This window comes from Altererythrobacter epoxidivorans, assembly GCF_001281485.1.
GTDB classification, from domain to species: Bacteria; Pseudomonadota; Alphaproteobacteria; order Sphingomonadales; family Sphingomonadaceae; genus Erythrobacter; species Erythrobacter epoxidivorans.
The window spans coordinates 2,473,977-2,487,105 of the sequence record NZ_CP012669.1 but is presented as its reverse complement, the minus strand read 5'-3'; the positions used below and the strand labels follow the sequence as shown (position 1 = coordinate 2,487,105).

General features: G+C 62.1%; 12 protein-coding genes. 6 read left to right on the top strand and 6 right to left on the bottom strand.

Annotated features, from left to right (window positions below):
- Window positions 1-125: 125 nt before the first annotated feature.
- The 3 genes from AMC99_RS12245 to AMC99_RS12235 are packed head-to-tail and all read right to left on the bottom strand — an operon-like array spanning window position 126 to window position 2,212.
- A complete protein-coding gene (locus AMC99_RS12245; RefSeq protein WP_157058328.1) occupies window positions 126-809 on the bottom strand; it encodes a hypothetical protein in 684 nt (227 codons plus the stop codon).
- 33 nt (window positions 810-842) lie between these two features.
- The gene (gene cutA, locus AMC99_RS12240; protein ID WP_232301417.1) at window positions 843-1,160 is read right to left on the bottom strand and encodes a divalent-cation tolerance protein CutA; all 318 of its coding nucleotides are present in this window, start codon (window positions 1,158-1,160) and stop codon (window positions 843-845) included.
- Window positions 1,157-2,212, bottom strand: a complete 1,056-nt coding sequence (locus AMC99_RS12235; RefSeq protein ID WP_061926927.1) for a COX15/CtaA family protein — start codon at window positions 2,210-2,212, stop codon at window positions 1,157-1,159. The genes cutA and AMC99_RS12235 overlap by 4 nt, the downstream gene beginning before the upstream one ends.
- Window positions 2,213-2,319: 107 nt before the next feature.
- Here AMC99_RS12235 and AMC99_RS12230 point away from each other — a divergent pair, with 107 nt between their 5' ends.
- The 3 genes from AMC99_RS12230 to AMC99_RS12220 all read left to right on the top strand — a co-directional run bounded on the left by AMC99_RS12230 (window position 2,320) and on the right by AMC99_RS12220 (window position 4,320).
- Entirely contained in the window at window positions 2,320-2,691 is a 372-nt protein-coding gene (locus AMC99_RS12230) for a MerC domain-containing protein (RefSeq protein ID WP_061926925.1), read from the top strand.
- A 17-nt stretch (window positions 2,692-2,708) separates the two neighbouring features.
- Window positions 2,709-3,692, top strand: coding sequence for a sulfur carrier protein ThiS (gene thiS / locus AMC99_RS12225; protein ID WP_061928018.1), 984 nt, complete (start codon window positions 2,709-2,711; stop codon window positions 3,690-3,692).
- Between the two features lie 100 nt (window positions 3,693-3,792).
- Window positions 3,793-4,320 carry a hypothetical protein gene (locus tag AMC99_RS12220; protein ID WP_061926922.1) on the top strand — a complete coding sequence of 176 codons (528 nt, stop codon included), beginning with the start codon at window positions 3,793-3,795 and terminating at the stop codon, window positions 4,318-4,320.
- 89 nt (window positions 4,321-4,409) lie between these two features.
- On the opposite strand, the gene AMC99_RS12215 is transcribed toward AMC99_RS12220, so the two are convergent.
- From AMC99_RS12215 to AMC99_RS12205, 3 genes are all read right to left on the bottom strand, one after another.
- Complete coding sequence (locus tag AMC99_RS12215; protein WP_420805550.1) at window positions 4,410-6,248, bottom strand: AMP-dependent synthetase/ligase; 1,839 nt, start codon at window positions 6,246-6,248, stop codon at window positions 4,410-4,412.
- Between the two features lie 69 nt (window positions 6,249-6,317).
- Complete coding sequence (ggt, locus tag AMC99_RS12210; protein ID WP_061926921.1) at window positions 6,318-8,063, bottom strand: gamma-glutamyltransferase; 1,746 nt, start codon at window positions 8,061-8,063, stop codon at window positions 6,318-6,320.
- Between the two features lie 10 nt (window positions 8,064-8,073).
- On the bottom strand, window positions 8,074-9,099 hold the full coding sequence (locus AMC99_RS12205; protein WP_061926919.1) for a quinone-dependent dihydroorotate dehydrogenase: 1,026 nt from the start codon (window positions 9,097-9,099) through the stop codon (window positions 8,074-8,076).
- Between the two features lie 321 nt (window positions 9,100-9,420).
- On the opposite strand from AMC99_RS12205, the gene AMC99_RS12200 reads away from it, so the two are divergent.
- Genes AMC99_RS12200 through AMC99_RS12190 form a run of 3 tightly spaced genes read left to right on the top strand, consistent with a single transcriptional unit; the run spans window position 9,421 to window position 13,105 of the window.
- Entirely contained in the window at window positions 9,421-11,226 is a 1,806-nt protein-coding gene (locus AMC99_RS12200; protein WP_061926917.1) for a DUF885 domain-containing protein, read from the top strand.
- A gap of 28 nt (window positions 11,227-11,254) precedes the next feature.
- Window positions 11,255-12,199, top strand: coding sequence for an AraC family transcriptional regulator (locus AMC99_RS12195; protein ID WP_198143528.1), 945 nt, complete (start codon window positions 11,255-11,257; stop codon window positions 12,197-12,199).
- 6 nt (window positions 12,200-12,205) lie between these two features.
- Window positions 12,206-13,105 carry a helix-turn-helix domain-containing protein gene (locus AMC99_RS12190; RefSeq protein WP_061926913.1) on the top strand — a complete coding sequence of 300 codons (900 nt, stop codon included), beginning with the start codon at window positions 12,206-12,208 and terminating at the stop codon, window positions 13,103-13,105.
- Window positions 13,106-13,129 lie beyond the last annotated feature (24 nt).

Genomic DNA, 13,129 nt, shown 5'->3' with positions numbered 1-13,129 from the left:
CGGAAACGGCGTGCCAAAACGAGGGCCATTTGTCGCCAGAAGACCTGCAAGTCAAGCGAAACTGCGGGTTTCAAGAGAGGTAAAATAATACCGCAAACGATCTCGAAGCATCTTTTTTGGCTGGATCAATCGCGGCTCAGGGTCCAGATTTCCCGAGAGACCTTGCGCTGCCCGCCGATCGCCGTGGTGACCTGACGCTCCGCGCTGCTCAGCCATGCTCCGTCTGCAGACGCCTTCGCATCGTAATCCAGCGTGAAGCTGCCTTTCAGCCCGCCGTCCAATGCAAGGTCTTTTGCCATGTGGCTGCCTTGCGCGGCGGGATAGAAAAGGTCCTGCGGCAACTGGGTCAGCCAGCTTTCGCTCGACTTCTGCAGGTGTGCGAGCCCCTCACGTGCATCGGCGAGACCTGCAGTATCTTTGAAGGTCGATGCGAGCGCGTCTGTTGCGGTGGCATAGGCAGCCTGACGCAAGTTGCCATCGGCTGGGCGGCCTGCGCTTACGATCCTGCCTTGCACATCGAGCAGGATCGGGAACATCGCGCTCGTCGACCGGCGCTCTTCCAGTTCGGCAAACTGCCTGAGAGAAGGAGGGGCATCGACCCGCGCCGACAGCTGCCTGCCGAGGATGGCGATCCCCGTTTCCGTGCGATCGAACCTCACGATCCATTGCCGTTCGACGATGATGCTCTTTCCGTCGGCGAGCGAGCGTTCCAGCACCCGCGTCAGCACCATGTCACCTGTTGGCAGCGCGAGGGTTTCCTCGGCAGACAGGGTGCCTGGCGCGGCAATCAGTGCCGCAAGAGCAAACAACGGGGCGACGCTTCGCCCGCAAAATCCGGCCATTCAATCCTCCGACCCGAGGGAGCCGAGCCATTCCCGAGTGGCTCGCGGCGCAGCATCGCAGCGCCATCCCAATATCGCAGGCGTATCATAAGGATGGAGCGTACCCAAGCGCTCAACCGCTTGATCCAGCAGCTTTTCATCGGTCTTGAACAGGACGCCGATTTCCTCGGCACTGTCGCGCTGACCCTCCCACACGAACAGCGATTCCACGGGGGCGAGGATATTGGCGCAGGCGATCAGCCGTTCATCGAGCAGTTTGGACGCGATTGCGCGCGCCGTGCCGCGATCGGGGAAGGGAGCATAGATGAGCGCGCTCAAAGCGCCGTCCCGTCCCGCCGACCTGCCGAATGCATCGCCCATGCGGTCGCTATGACCAGCAGCGCGCCGACCAGCTGGTGGGCAACAGCCAGCCACAGCTCGACGCCGGTCATGACGGTTGCGATGCCTAGGATGATCTGCGTGCCGAAGGCGCTGTGTACGGCTTTCGATGCGCGCCGGTCTGTCTTGCGCACGCACCTTGCGAGCCAGACGAGCGCGGCGACTGCGACCCAGGCCCACCAGCGATGGAGGAAATGCAGCAGGAAGGGGTCATGGGTCACGGCCCAGAAAAGACCCTTCGTCGTATCGTATTCGGGAATGAAGCGGCCCTGCATCAAGGGCCAGTCGGAAGAAGCGTGTCCGGCATTGAGCCCAGCCACCCATGCCCCGAGCAGGAGCTGGAGGAAAAGAACCATTGCCGCCAGGATTGCTACGCCGGTCAGTCGCGAAGGCCTAGCTGCAGCGTTCCGGGCAAGTGCGCGCAGGTCAAGCGCGGTCCAGACCAGACCGCCGAGCGTGAATAGCGCGGTAAGAAGGTGTATCGACAGCCAGAAGTGGCTCACGTCGGTCATCGTGCCCGACAGGCCCGAACGGACCATCAGCCAGCCGAACGTGCCCTGCAATCCGCCGAGCGCCAGCAAGGCCAGCAGGCGCAGCTTGTAACCCTTGGGGATCGAGCCGCGGATCCAGAACCACGCGAGCGGAAGCGCGAAAGCGATCCCGATCAACCGGCCGATCAGGCGGTGGAACCATTCCCAAAAGAAGATGAATTTGAAATCAGACAGCGTCATGCCCGCCGGACCTGCCTCGTAAATGAACTCGGGCGTCTGGCGATAAAGGTTGTATTCGGCCTGCCACGCCTGCTCCGATAGTGGCGGCAGCACGCCGGTGACCGGATTCCATTGTGTGATCGACAATCCGCTTTCCGTCAGGCGCGTAATCCCGCCGACCATCACGATGATCACGACCATGGTGGCGACGACGAACAGCCAGTTGGCGATTGCAACAGGTCGAGCCAGAGAAATCTGCGGTGCGGGAGATTTTGCGTTCATCGACGGCGCTCATGGCAAAGCACGTGCGGCGCTGGCAAGCCAAATTGCGACGGATTGCAGCCGCACCCCTTGCAAGATGTTACACCGTAACATACATCGCCCGTGTAATGGAACGCGCATCTTACTCGATTCGCCGTGTGCTCGACCGCGCCGGCATCTGGCTTTCCAGCCTGTGCCTGCTGCATTGCCTTGCGACCATCATCCTCGTTTCCGCGCTCGGCATGGGTGGCCAGCTGCTCCTTGCGCCTGAGATTCATCGCTATGGCCTCGTCATGGCGCTGGTCATCGCGGCGGTTGCTATCGGCTGGGGCGCACTGCGTCACCGCAAGGCGGCGCCGTTCGTTACCGCGATGATGGGGCTGACATTCATGGGCGGCGCGCTGGCCGTTCCGCATGGCCTGGAAGAAGCGGTCCTGACCATTATCGGCGTTGCTCTGGTTTCGACCGGGCACATCCTCAACTTGCGTCATTCGCATTGACCATTATGTGCGGCGCCATGAGCGCTCACAAACAGATCACGGTTAACGGCGAGACCCGCCGCAGCACAGCATCCACCATTGCCGAGCTGGTTCGCGAACTCGATCTCGTACCTGAAAAGGTCGCTGTCGAGCGCAACGGTGAGATCGCACCCCGCTCGCAGCTGGCCGAGATCGCGCTCTGCGATGGCGACACCCTGGAAATCGTCCATTTCGTAGGCGGCGGTTCCGCGAATGCCGACAGCTGGACTGTCGCCGGTCGCACGTTCACTTCGCGGCTGATCGTCGGCACGGGCAAGTACAAGGATTTCGAGCAGAACGCCGCTGCGGTCGAGGCATCGGGCGCCGAAATCGTCACGGTGGCGGTCCGCCGCGTCAACGTCAGCGACCCCAAGGCGCCGATGCTGACCGACTACATCGACCCCAAGAAGATCACCTACCTGCCGAACACCGCAGGCTGTTTCACCGCCGACGACGCGATCCGCACGCTGCGCCTCGCGCGCGAGGCGGGCGGCTGGGACCTCGTGAAGCTCGAGGTACTGGGCGAGGCGCGAACGCTCTATCCCGATATGCGCGAGACGCTGAAGGCGACGGAGACCCTGGCCAAGGAAGGCTTCCTGCCCATGGTCTATTGCGTCGACGATCCGATCGCGGCGAAGCAGCTGGAAGAAGCTGGTGCGGTCGCGGTCATGCCGCTCGGCGCCCCGATCGGCTCGGGGCTGGGCATCCAGAATCAGGTCACGATCCGGCTGATCGTCGAAGGTGCCAATGTGCCGGTACTTGTCGATGCCGGTGTCGGCACGGCGAGCGATGCCGCGGTCGGCATGGAACTGGGCTGCGACGGCATCCTGATGAATACCGCCATTGCCGAAGCGAAAGATCCCATCCGCATGGCCCGCGCAATGAAGCTGGCGGTCGAGGCCGGGCGCGAGGCCTATCTCGCCGGCCGCATGGGCCGCCGCAAATATGCCGATCCTTCCAGCCCGCTTGCCGGCCTGATCTGATCCATTGGGCCTGCAGCCATTCGCTGCGGAAAATCGGGATCATGGTTACCGGTCGTTAACCAAACTTGGCGAAACTGCCCTCACAACAGGGGGCAAGACGATGGCCGTTACCAACAGTGCATCGATGACGATTAGTGAAATGCGCGAGTTCGCCAGCTTCGAAGCATGCGAGCAGCGCTACATCCGGCGCAGCCTCGACATCGGGCTCGGTCGCCAGGACGCTTTCAAGCTGTGGGCGCGGGACGAGGGCGAAAGCGCCGCGATCCGCAGCCAATACGTCGCCTATCAGGAACTCAAGACACTGCGCTCGATGATTCCGGGCGGTAGCGGTTTCGGTGAAATCGAAAGCTTCATCGGCAAGCTGACGCGCGTCGCCGCGTTCGACCTCGCTCAGGAACGGATCGAGAGCTTTTCGGCCTTCCGCTTTCTCTATGAACGCCTTCTCGGTGCCGATGTGCGCCCGTGGCTGCCCAGCGCGTTCTGCGCCGCCGCCGCCCTGCCGCAAATCCGTCCGGAACGGCGCAAGACACTGCTTCAGAGCCTTTCGGAAGCTGCGGCCACCGCGCCCGGCTGGTCCGATCGTGCGCCGAGCTTCTATCCCGAATTCATCGATGCCGAAGCGGCATGATCAGGGCCATCCGGCAACGCTTTCTTTCGGCAATTCGCACGCACTCGGACTTGCAATCCCGCCTTTTCATTCGCGGGATCTAGGCACAATCAGCCGCGATAAAGCCCGTCGAGCCGTTCCTGGTAACGGTCACGGATCTTGTGACGCCGGATTTTCATGCTCGGCGTCATTTCCTCGTTCTCGATGGTGAAGGCCTCGTCGGCAAAGGTGAACTGGCGCACCTTTTCGATAACCGACAGGTCCTTGTTGACGCGATCGATTGCGGCGCGCACGGCGCTCTTGAAAGCAGGCAGGTCCTGCAGCGCGACCATGTCGAATTTCTCGCCATTGGCCTTCGACCATTCCACGGCCCATTCTGCATCGGGCACGATCAGTCCCACGACATAGGGCCGCTTGTCGCCGCTCACCATCGCCTGCGCGATTTCCGGTTGCAGCGTCAGCATGCCTTCGATCTTCTGCGGAGCGACATTGTCACCCTTGTCGTTGACGATCATGTCCTTCTTGCGGTCGGTGATGACGATCCGGCCCTTCTCGTCGAGATGGCCGATGTCGCCCGTGTGCAGCCACCCGTCCTGGATCGTGCGTTCGGTTTCGGCCTTGTTGCGCCAGTAACCGTGCATCACCAGTTCGCCGCGGACGAGGATTTCCCCGTCGTCGGCGATCTTCAGTTCGACGCCGCGCATCGGCGGGCCGACGGTGTCCATCTTCAGGCCCGCAGCAGGGCGGTTACAGCTGATGACGGGGCCGGCTTCGGTCTGGCCATAGCCCTGCAACATGGTGAGGCCCATCGCCTCGAAGAATGTGCCGACATCGGGGTTGAGCGGTGCGCCGCCCGAAACCATCGCCTTCATCCGGCCTCCGAAACGGGCGCGGATTTTCGGCCGCAGCGTCTTTTCGATGATCGCGTTCATCGGCTTGTCGCGCAGGCGTTTCTTGCCCTCGACCTGGTGCTCGCTGATCGAAAGTGCCTTGTCCATCAGGTAGTTGGCGAGCTTACCCTGCTTTTCGACCTGTTTCATGATGCGGCTGCGCAGCACTTCGAACAGGCGCGGTACGACGACCATGATCGTTGGCCGGGTTTCCTCGATATTGCTGGCGAGCTTTTCCAGGCCCTCGGCATAATAGATCTGCGCGCCGACGCTGATCGGCAGGTACTGCCCGCCGGTATGCTCGTATGCGTGGCTGAGCGGCAGGAACGAGAGGAAACGCTCGTCGTCGTCGATGCCGAAATCCTCAATCAGGATTTCTGCGGCACCTGCCGCATTGCAGAGGATCGATCCGTGATGCTGCAACACGCCGCGCGGTGCGCCGCCCGTGCCGCTCGTATAAATGATGCAGGCAGTCGTATCGCGCCCGATACCGGCGATGCGGGATTCGACCGCTTTGCGCGCCTCGGCTGCGTCACCGGCGGTCATCTCGGCCCAGTTATGGAAGGTGAAGCCGCTCGACTGGTGGCGGTGCAGGTCCTCGATACCGATCACATGTTCGGCGATACCGCTCGCCTGCAATGCGCCGTGGAGTGGCTGTAGCAGCTTCTCGTTGGACACGATCACGGCACGCGCGCCCGAATTGTCGAGGATATGGACGTGATCGCGCTCGGTATTGGTGATGTAGGTCGGGACGGTGATGCATCCGGCCGCCATGATCGCCAGATCGGCGATGCACCATTCCGGGCGATTTTCGGAAACGAGGGCAACGCGGTCGCCCGGCTCCAGCCCCAGCTTGCGCAGCCCTTCCGATAGCAGGCAGACCTGGTCGACGACTTCGCCCCATGTCTGGGTCGTCCATTGACCGCCATCCTTCCGGCCCAGGAACGGCTTATCGCTCCGCTCGTCGGCGCGTTTCAGGAACAACTCGACCAGGTTATTGGCGGAATCGATATCGTGCAGCAATTCGGCTTCCTCTGCGGGTTCTATTATATTTTTCAAGAACGGTATTCGAGCGATTAGGCTCCCTGTGCCGTTACGGCAAGGGAGGGCAATTCCAGTGTCTCGGGCTCAGGGTACGGCGAGGCTGCGCTCGATGCGGGGGTCGCGTGCCGCGATCCATCCGCCGGGCCCACGGGTAATCGCATTCCCTTTGATCGGGGCATCGCGGATCGTAATCTGGCCATGCCCCAGCGCCTTGAACGCCGGTGCAGCGGTTTCGAGCCATGTACCCTTTTCGAGCATGATCGTGTCGCCGAACGCCATCGTGAACGGCAGGTCCAGGGCGTCGTTCGCGTCGAGATCGAAATCGATCGCGCCGATGATCGCGCGCACTGTGGTGATGGGAATGGTCGAGCCGCCAGCTGCGCCCACCATCATGAAGGGCCTGCCCTGAGGGTCCCAGATGACGGTCGGCGACATGGAGCTGCGCGGGCGTTTCCCGCCTTCGACACGATTGGCGACGAAACGCCCGTCGACGAGCGGCGAGCGGCTGAAATCGGTCAGCTCGTTATTGAGATAATAGCCGTGGCTGATCAGGCCCGAGCCGAAGACGCTTTCGATCGTCGAGGTATAGCTGACCATGGTGCCATCGGCATCGACCACGGCGAAATGCGAGGTGCCGTTTTCAGGCGGTTCGTTGCCATCGGCGAGCACGTTCGAGGCGCCCGGGGGCGATCCTGCCAGCGCCTTTGCCATCGAACCGGTTGGTGAAATCAGCGCGCTACGCTTGGCGAGGTAATTTGCATCGAGGAGGCCGGTGACCGGGATCTGAACGAAGTCGGGATCGGCAAGATACAGCTCGCGGTCGGCATAGGCGAGGCGCTGCGATTCGAGGAACAGGTGCCAGGTAACAGGATTGTCCTTGCCCAGTGCCGACAGGTCGAACCGTTCGAGCTGGCCCAGGATCTGCAGGATTGCGACACCGCCCGATGTGGGCGGGCCCATGCTGCAGATCCTGTAGCTGCGATAGGATCCGCACACCGCGTCGCGCTGTTTCGCCTGGTAGGATTCGATGTCCGCCAGCGTCATTGCGCCATCGCGCGGGGTTGCAGCGGCAACGGTCGTTACGAGATCGCGCGCCAGTTCGCCGCCATAGAATGCCTTCACGCCCTGCGTCGCGATCGTTTCCAGAGTGCGCGCGAGTTCGGGGTTTTTGACCTTGGTCCCGACCGGCAGCGCGGTTCCGGATGCATCGTAGAACAGGGCCCGCCCTGCAGGGGTGGCTGCGGCAAGCTCGGGTTCGGTCTGCAAGTAGTGGAACAGGCGCGGATTGATCTCGAAACCGTCGCGGGCCAGCGCGATGGCAGGTTCGAACAGTTTGGCCCAGGGCAGCTTGCCATGCTTGTTGTGCGCGATCAGCGCGAGGTGAAGATTGCCCGGGACGCCGACGCTGAGGCCGCTGCGCACCGATTCATCGAAGCTCGGCAGCGAACCGTCGGCATTGAGGAACCAGTCGGGCGTAGCGCCAGCCGGTGCAGTCTCGCGGCCGTCGAAGGTCGTCACGTCGCCGTCGGCAGTCCCGCGAACCAGGAAGCCGCCGCCGCCGATGCCCGAACTTTGCGGTTCGACCACTGTCAGCGCCAGCATCACCGCGATGGCTGCATCGGTCGAACTGCCGCCTGCATCGAGCATTGCTTGCCCGGCAGCCTCTGCCCGCAGATCGGCTGCGGTAACCGCGCCTTGCTGCGGGACAGCGCTTGCCGAAACGGGTTCGGCGACAGCCGTGTCGCCTGCCGGGTAGGTGGTGCAACCGGTGAGTGTTACGCCGACGAAAAGCGAGGCTGCGACGAGTCGCGATGCGATGATCGATTTCATGCGGTCGAGGCTATTCGCTTCCGACGGCCTCCGCAATGCTGGTGAAACCGTCGCGCTTCATCAACTTTTCGAGCCCTCGCACGATCTGCGCGCCTAGCCCGGGCCCCTCGTATACCATCGCACTGTACAGCTGGATCAGGCTCGCGCCGGCACAGATGCGTTCCCATGCATCATCGGCTGTCGCGATGCCGCCGACCCCGATCAGCGGCAGTTCCCCTGCACTGACCTCGCGGAACCGGCGCAACTGCTCCAGCGCAAGCGATTTGAGCGGTGCACCCGAAAGCCCGCCGGTCTCGCCTGCATGGCGCGATTTAAGTTCGGGCCGGCTGATGGTCGTGTTGGAGACGATGAGCGCGGCGATACCGTTGTCGATGGCCGATTTCACGATGCGTTCGTGGTCGCCGCTCTCCAGATCGGGTGCGACCTTGAGGAAAACCGGCGGATCGCCAGCCTGCTGCGCCGCGCCGACTGCTTCGAGCAGAAGCTCGAGTTCGCCCTTGGCCTGCAGGTTGCGCAGCCCCGGCGTGTTGGGCGAACTGATGTTGACCGTGAGGTAATCGGCAACGCCGCGAAAAGCCGCGATCCCGGCAACGTAATCCGCGACCCTGTCCGCCGAATCCTTGTTCGCGCCCACATTGACGCCGACGATGCCTCGCCGCTTGCGCCGCTCGAGCCGTTTCAACGCGGAATCGATCCCGTCATTGTTGAAGCCCATCCGGTTGATGACCGCCCGATCCTCGACCAGCCTGAACAGGCGCGGACGCGGATTGCCCGGCTGGGGGCGGGGGGTGATGGAGCCGACCTCCACGCTTCCGAACCCGAGACCGAGCAAGGCGTCGGGCACCTCGGCATTCTTGTCGAAGCCTGCCGCCACGCCGACCGGGTTGGCGAATTTGATACCTGCCACTGTTGTGGCGAGCGGTCCGGGCTTTGCTGGCGGCAAGTGGCGAATCGCCTTGAGGCCCTGGATCGCGAGTCGGTGGCCGGTTTCCGACTCGAGTGCGAACAGCGCTGGTTTGATAACGTTAAAGATCATGGGCGAGGCCTATGCCAACGCCGGGAACGGCTGTCGAGCATGGCGCTAAGCCCGTAGAAATCGGACATAAAATGATTCTCGCGCCCAAAAAACGTGCCCACATCCATCTTGTCGCTTGCATACAATAACCGGTCATTGCGCTTGGGTATAACACTTCTGCGACCCGAAGGGCTCGGAGCAGCGATGCGAAGAGTTCCTCAACTTCACAAGGGCGGCCTCTTTGTTGAGGCCGCCCTTTTTTTCTCTGTCTATGGCTTTGTCTCGCAACTTCAGGCAAAAATTAGTCACGACACAGAAACAATACCGATCACAAAGGGTCGCATGAAAGCAAAATTCGTAAAGTTCGCCAGCGCACTTGCGCTCGCCGCCACCGGTTGCACGCCTGTGGCAGAGGAAATGAAAAGTGCCTCTGCGACCGAGGCGCAGACGGCTGAAGCCAATGCCGATCTTGCCGCCTTGTTCGAACTCTATGACAAGGCGCAGCTGGACCTGTCGCCTGAAGGCAAAGCCTATCGCGGGATCCGCGATGCCGACTATGGCTCCTGGAGCGACACCTCCTACGAACACGAACGTCGTGGTCACGAACTGCTCCAGTCGACCTACGCCGCGGTGCGCGAACAGTACGGCGAGGCAGAGCTTTCCCGGGCAGACGAACTCTCGGTCCGACTGTTCGAAGCAATGGCAAAACGTGAAGCGGCGCTGTGGCCGTTTCACAATTACGGATACATCTTCGACCAGATGAACGGTGCGCAGAGCGGCTATCCCGCTTTCCTCATCAACATCCACCGGGTCGATAGCGCCGAAGATGCCGCCAACTATGTTAAGCGGATCGCTGGCCTCGGCCCGGCGATCGACGATCTGACGCGCCAGTCGCGCGAACGCGCGGAAGCAGGCGTGATGCCGCCGCGCTGGGTCTATGCCTATGTCGTCTCGGACATAGAGAACCTGCTGGCAGCCGATACGCAGAATGCCGTGCTTGAAGATTTCCGCGAAAAGATTTCGGGCGCAGACCTCGGCGCACAGACGGCACCGCTCGAGGTCGCGGCGACCAATGCCTGGCTGGAATCGGCGAAGCCTGCCTACCAGCGCCTGCTCGCCGAAATGAAACGCCAGCAGGCGATTGCGCCGACCGATGACGGCATCTGGCGCTTCCCCGAGGGGGCTGCATACTACAAGGCGCTGCTCGCCAACTATACGACAACCGACCTTACCGCCGACGAGATCCACGCAATCGGCCTGCGCGAGGTCGAACGCATCCACAACGAGATGCGAGCGATCATGAAGCAGGTCAGCTTCAATGGGACGCTGCAGGAATTCTTCGAATACACGCGCACCGACAAACGCTTCTATTACGACACCCGCGAGGCATATCTTGCCGATGTGTCGGAGAAGCTGGCGGCGATGGAAGCGAAGCTGCCCGAATATTTCTTAACGCTGCCAACCGATCCTCTGACGGTAAAACCGGTCGAGGCGTTCCGCGAGAAGAGCGCTGGCAAGGCGTTCTATCAGCGTCCTGCGCCCGACGGTTCGCGCCCCGGCACCTATTACGTCAATCTCTATCGCCTCGAAGACATGAGCAAGAACGAGCTCGAGGCGCTTGCCTATCATGAGGGCCTGCCGGGCCATCACCTGCAGCTTTCGATCCAGACGCAGCTGGGCGATGTTCCGCCTTTCCGCCGGTTCGGCGGCGTGACTGCCTATTCCGAAGGTTGGGGCCTCTATTCGGAAGAACTGGGCAAGGACATGGGCTTCTACACCGATCCCTATTCCGACTTCGGCCGGCTCGGGATGGAGCTCTGGCGCGCATGCCGCCTCGTCGTCGACACCGGCATCCACCACAAGAAATGGAGCCGCGAACAGGCTATCGCCTACCTGATGACCAATACACCGAACCCCGAGGGCGACGTGCGCAAGGCGATCGAGCGCTACATCGTTTTCCCGGGTCAGGCGACGGCCTATATGATCGGCAAACTGAAGATCATGGAACTTCGCGAGCGCGCAAAGGTTGAGTTGGGCGGGGAGTTCGACATCCGCGAATTCCACGAGGCAGTTCTGACGTCAGGGCCTGTCCCGCTCGATATTCTCGAAGAGAACATCGATGCGTGGATCCAAGGCCAAAAGTCATGAAACAAAGATAACTGATCGAGGGCTATGGGTGGATAGCACGAGTTCGAACATGCACGCGGGGGGCGAACTGGAGGAGGGCAAGCCGATTGCCCTTACTCCGCCTGCGCTGTTCGAAATCGACTATATCGCCCCGCCGACAGCACTCAGCGATTACATCACGACGCTGTACCATTTCCGTTGTGACGAGCCGCATATCCGCGACATACAGCCTGCGGCCATCGGTCACCTGACGCTGTTCCCGCGCGGTGTCGGGGAAATGCAGTTCGCCAACGGGCACGCCGATCCGAGCCACGAAACGAATTTGCTGACCCCGTTCACGGTTGCAGCTCCTTTCGAGGTCGACGGGCCGTTCCATTCGATCGGGGCGGTATTCTCGCCGCTCGGCTGGGTCGCGCTGACCGGGTTGGATGCTTCCGAACATTGCAACCATCTCTATCGCGCTTCCGACTGGCTGGGGCCGGAGATCGAACAGATGGGAAGCGAGCTGTGCCGTGACTATCGCGACGGCAAGGCAAGCGGCCCAGACCTCGCGCATGCCTTGTGCGATTACATCGCGGCTTCGGTCAAACCCGTCCCCGCGCGCCACGCGGAACTGATCAAGAAGACCGTGGCCTGGGTCAGTTCTTCGCTCAATCCCGATGTCGGGGAGCTGATGCAGGACGCCAATTATTCTGCGCGGCAGGTCCAGCGTCTGGTCGAGCGCTTCTTCGGCCTGCCGCCGCGGGCGCTTGCCCGCAAGTACCGCGCCTTGCGAGCGGCGATGCTCCTCTCGCTCCCCATGATGAGCGACGAGGTTGAGGCGGAGCTGGCCGAGGCCTTTTACGACCAATCGCATTTAATTCGCGAAATCCGCCTGTTCGTGGGCAGGACGCCGGCTCGCCTGTCTGACGACGCCAGCCCGTTCCTGAGCGAAATGCTCGCGCCGCGGAACCTTCGCGAGATCAAGCTGCCCGAATTCGGCGAGGACGAGTAACCGTCCATGGATGCCGAAACATCGCCCTATGCCTTCGAATTCGTGCCCGCACCTGTGGATTTGGCGCCGTATCTGAACTCGCTCTACCTCCTGCGCGTGTCACCCAAGGGGGTCCGGGAACAGCTACCGGCCTATTCGGGCCAATTGCTGGTCGCGCGGAAGGGCAAGGGGGAAATCGATTTCGGCGACGGGCCGGTCAAATCGCCGAAGGGCGGCTTTTTCGTTGGCCCGCTCACCGTGGCCTGCCCCTTCAGGATCGATGGCCCGACCGAGATACTCGGCGTATCCTTCACCTTCCACGGCTGGGCTGCGCTGACGCGGCTGCCGGTATCGAAGACCGGTGACCGCATGTTCGCGCCGGGCAAGGGCATGGTCGAGTACATAGGGCCGCAGCTGTCCGAACTCGCCGCCGCATTCGAATCCGGCGAGATCGACGCTGCCGGGGGCCTCGACCGGCTCGCAGAGTTGATGCGCGAATGGATCGAACCGCTGCCGCAGGAACATGCCCGGCTGATCGAGACGGTCTATGATTGGCTCAACAGCAGTTTCAGCCCCCAGCCGCCCGACCTTTATGCAAAGTTGCCCTATTCGGACCGCCAGACGCAGCGGCTGGTCAAACGGTTCTTCGGACTGCCCCCTGCGCGGCTCAAGCGGAGGTATCGCGCGATCCGTGCGGCAACCCTTCTGGGCGACAGCAAGCTGAGCGAAGAAAAGCGCAATGAAATCCGCGATGCGTTTTATGATCAGGCGCACTTGATCCGCGAAATCCGGGAATTCACCGGACGTACCCCGCGGTTCCTGTCGCAGCCCGGGAAGTCGATCGTCAGCGACATGCTCGGGCCGGAAGGATACGGACTGGCCGACCTCTTTGCGTCGTCGGGATTGCGCCACCCCGATCAGGACTGAGATTGCTAACGACTCGCAACAAGC

Coding starts and splice junctions, on each gene's coding strand:
- thiS (WP_061928018.1), top strand. CDS start 2,709: ATGAGCGCTCACAAACAGATCACGGTTAACGGCGAGACCCGCCGCAGC.
- AMC99_RS12205 (WP_061926919.1), bottom strand. CDS start 9,099: ATGATCTTTAACGTTATCAAACCAGCGCTGTTCGCACTCGAGTCGGAA.
- AMC99_RS12230 (WP_061926925.1), top strand. CDS start 2,320: ATGGAACGCGCATCTTACTCGATTCGCCGTGTGCTCGACCGCGCCGGC.
- AMC99_RS12235 (WP_061926927.1), bottom strand. CDS start 2,212: ATGAACGCAAAATCTCCCGCACCGCAGATTTCTCTGGCTCGACCTGTT.
- ggt (WP_061926921.1), bottom strand. CDS start 8,063: ATGAAATCGATCATCGCATCGCGACTCGTCGCAGCCTCGCTTTTCGTC.
- AMC99_RS12190 (WP_061926913.1), top strand. CDS start 12,206: ATGGATGCCGAAACATCGCCCTATGCCTTCGAATTCGTGCCCGCACCT.
- AMC99_RS12200 (WP_061926917.1), top strand. CDS start 9,421: ATGAAAGCAAAATTCGTAAAGTTCGCCAGCGCACTTGCGCTCGCCGCC.
- AMC99_RS12220 (WP_061926922.1), top strand. CDS start 3,793: ATGGCCGTTACCAACAGTGCATCGATGACGATTAGTGAAATGCGCGAG.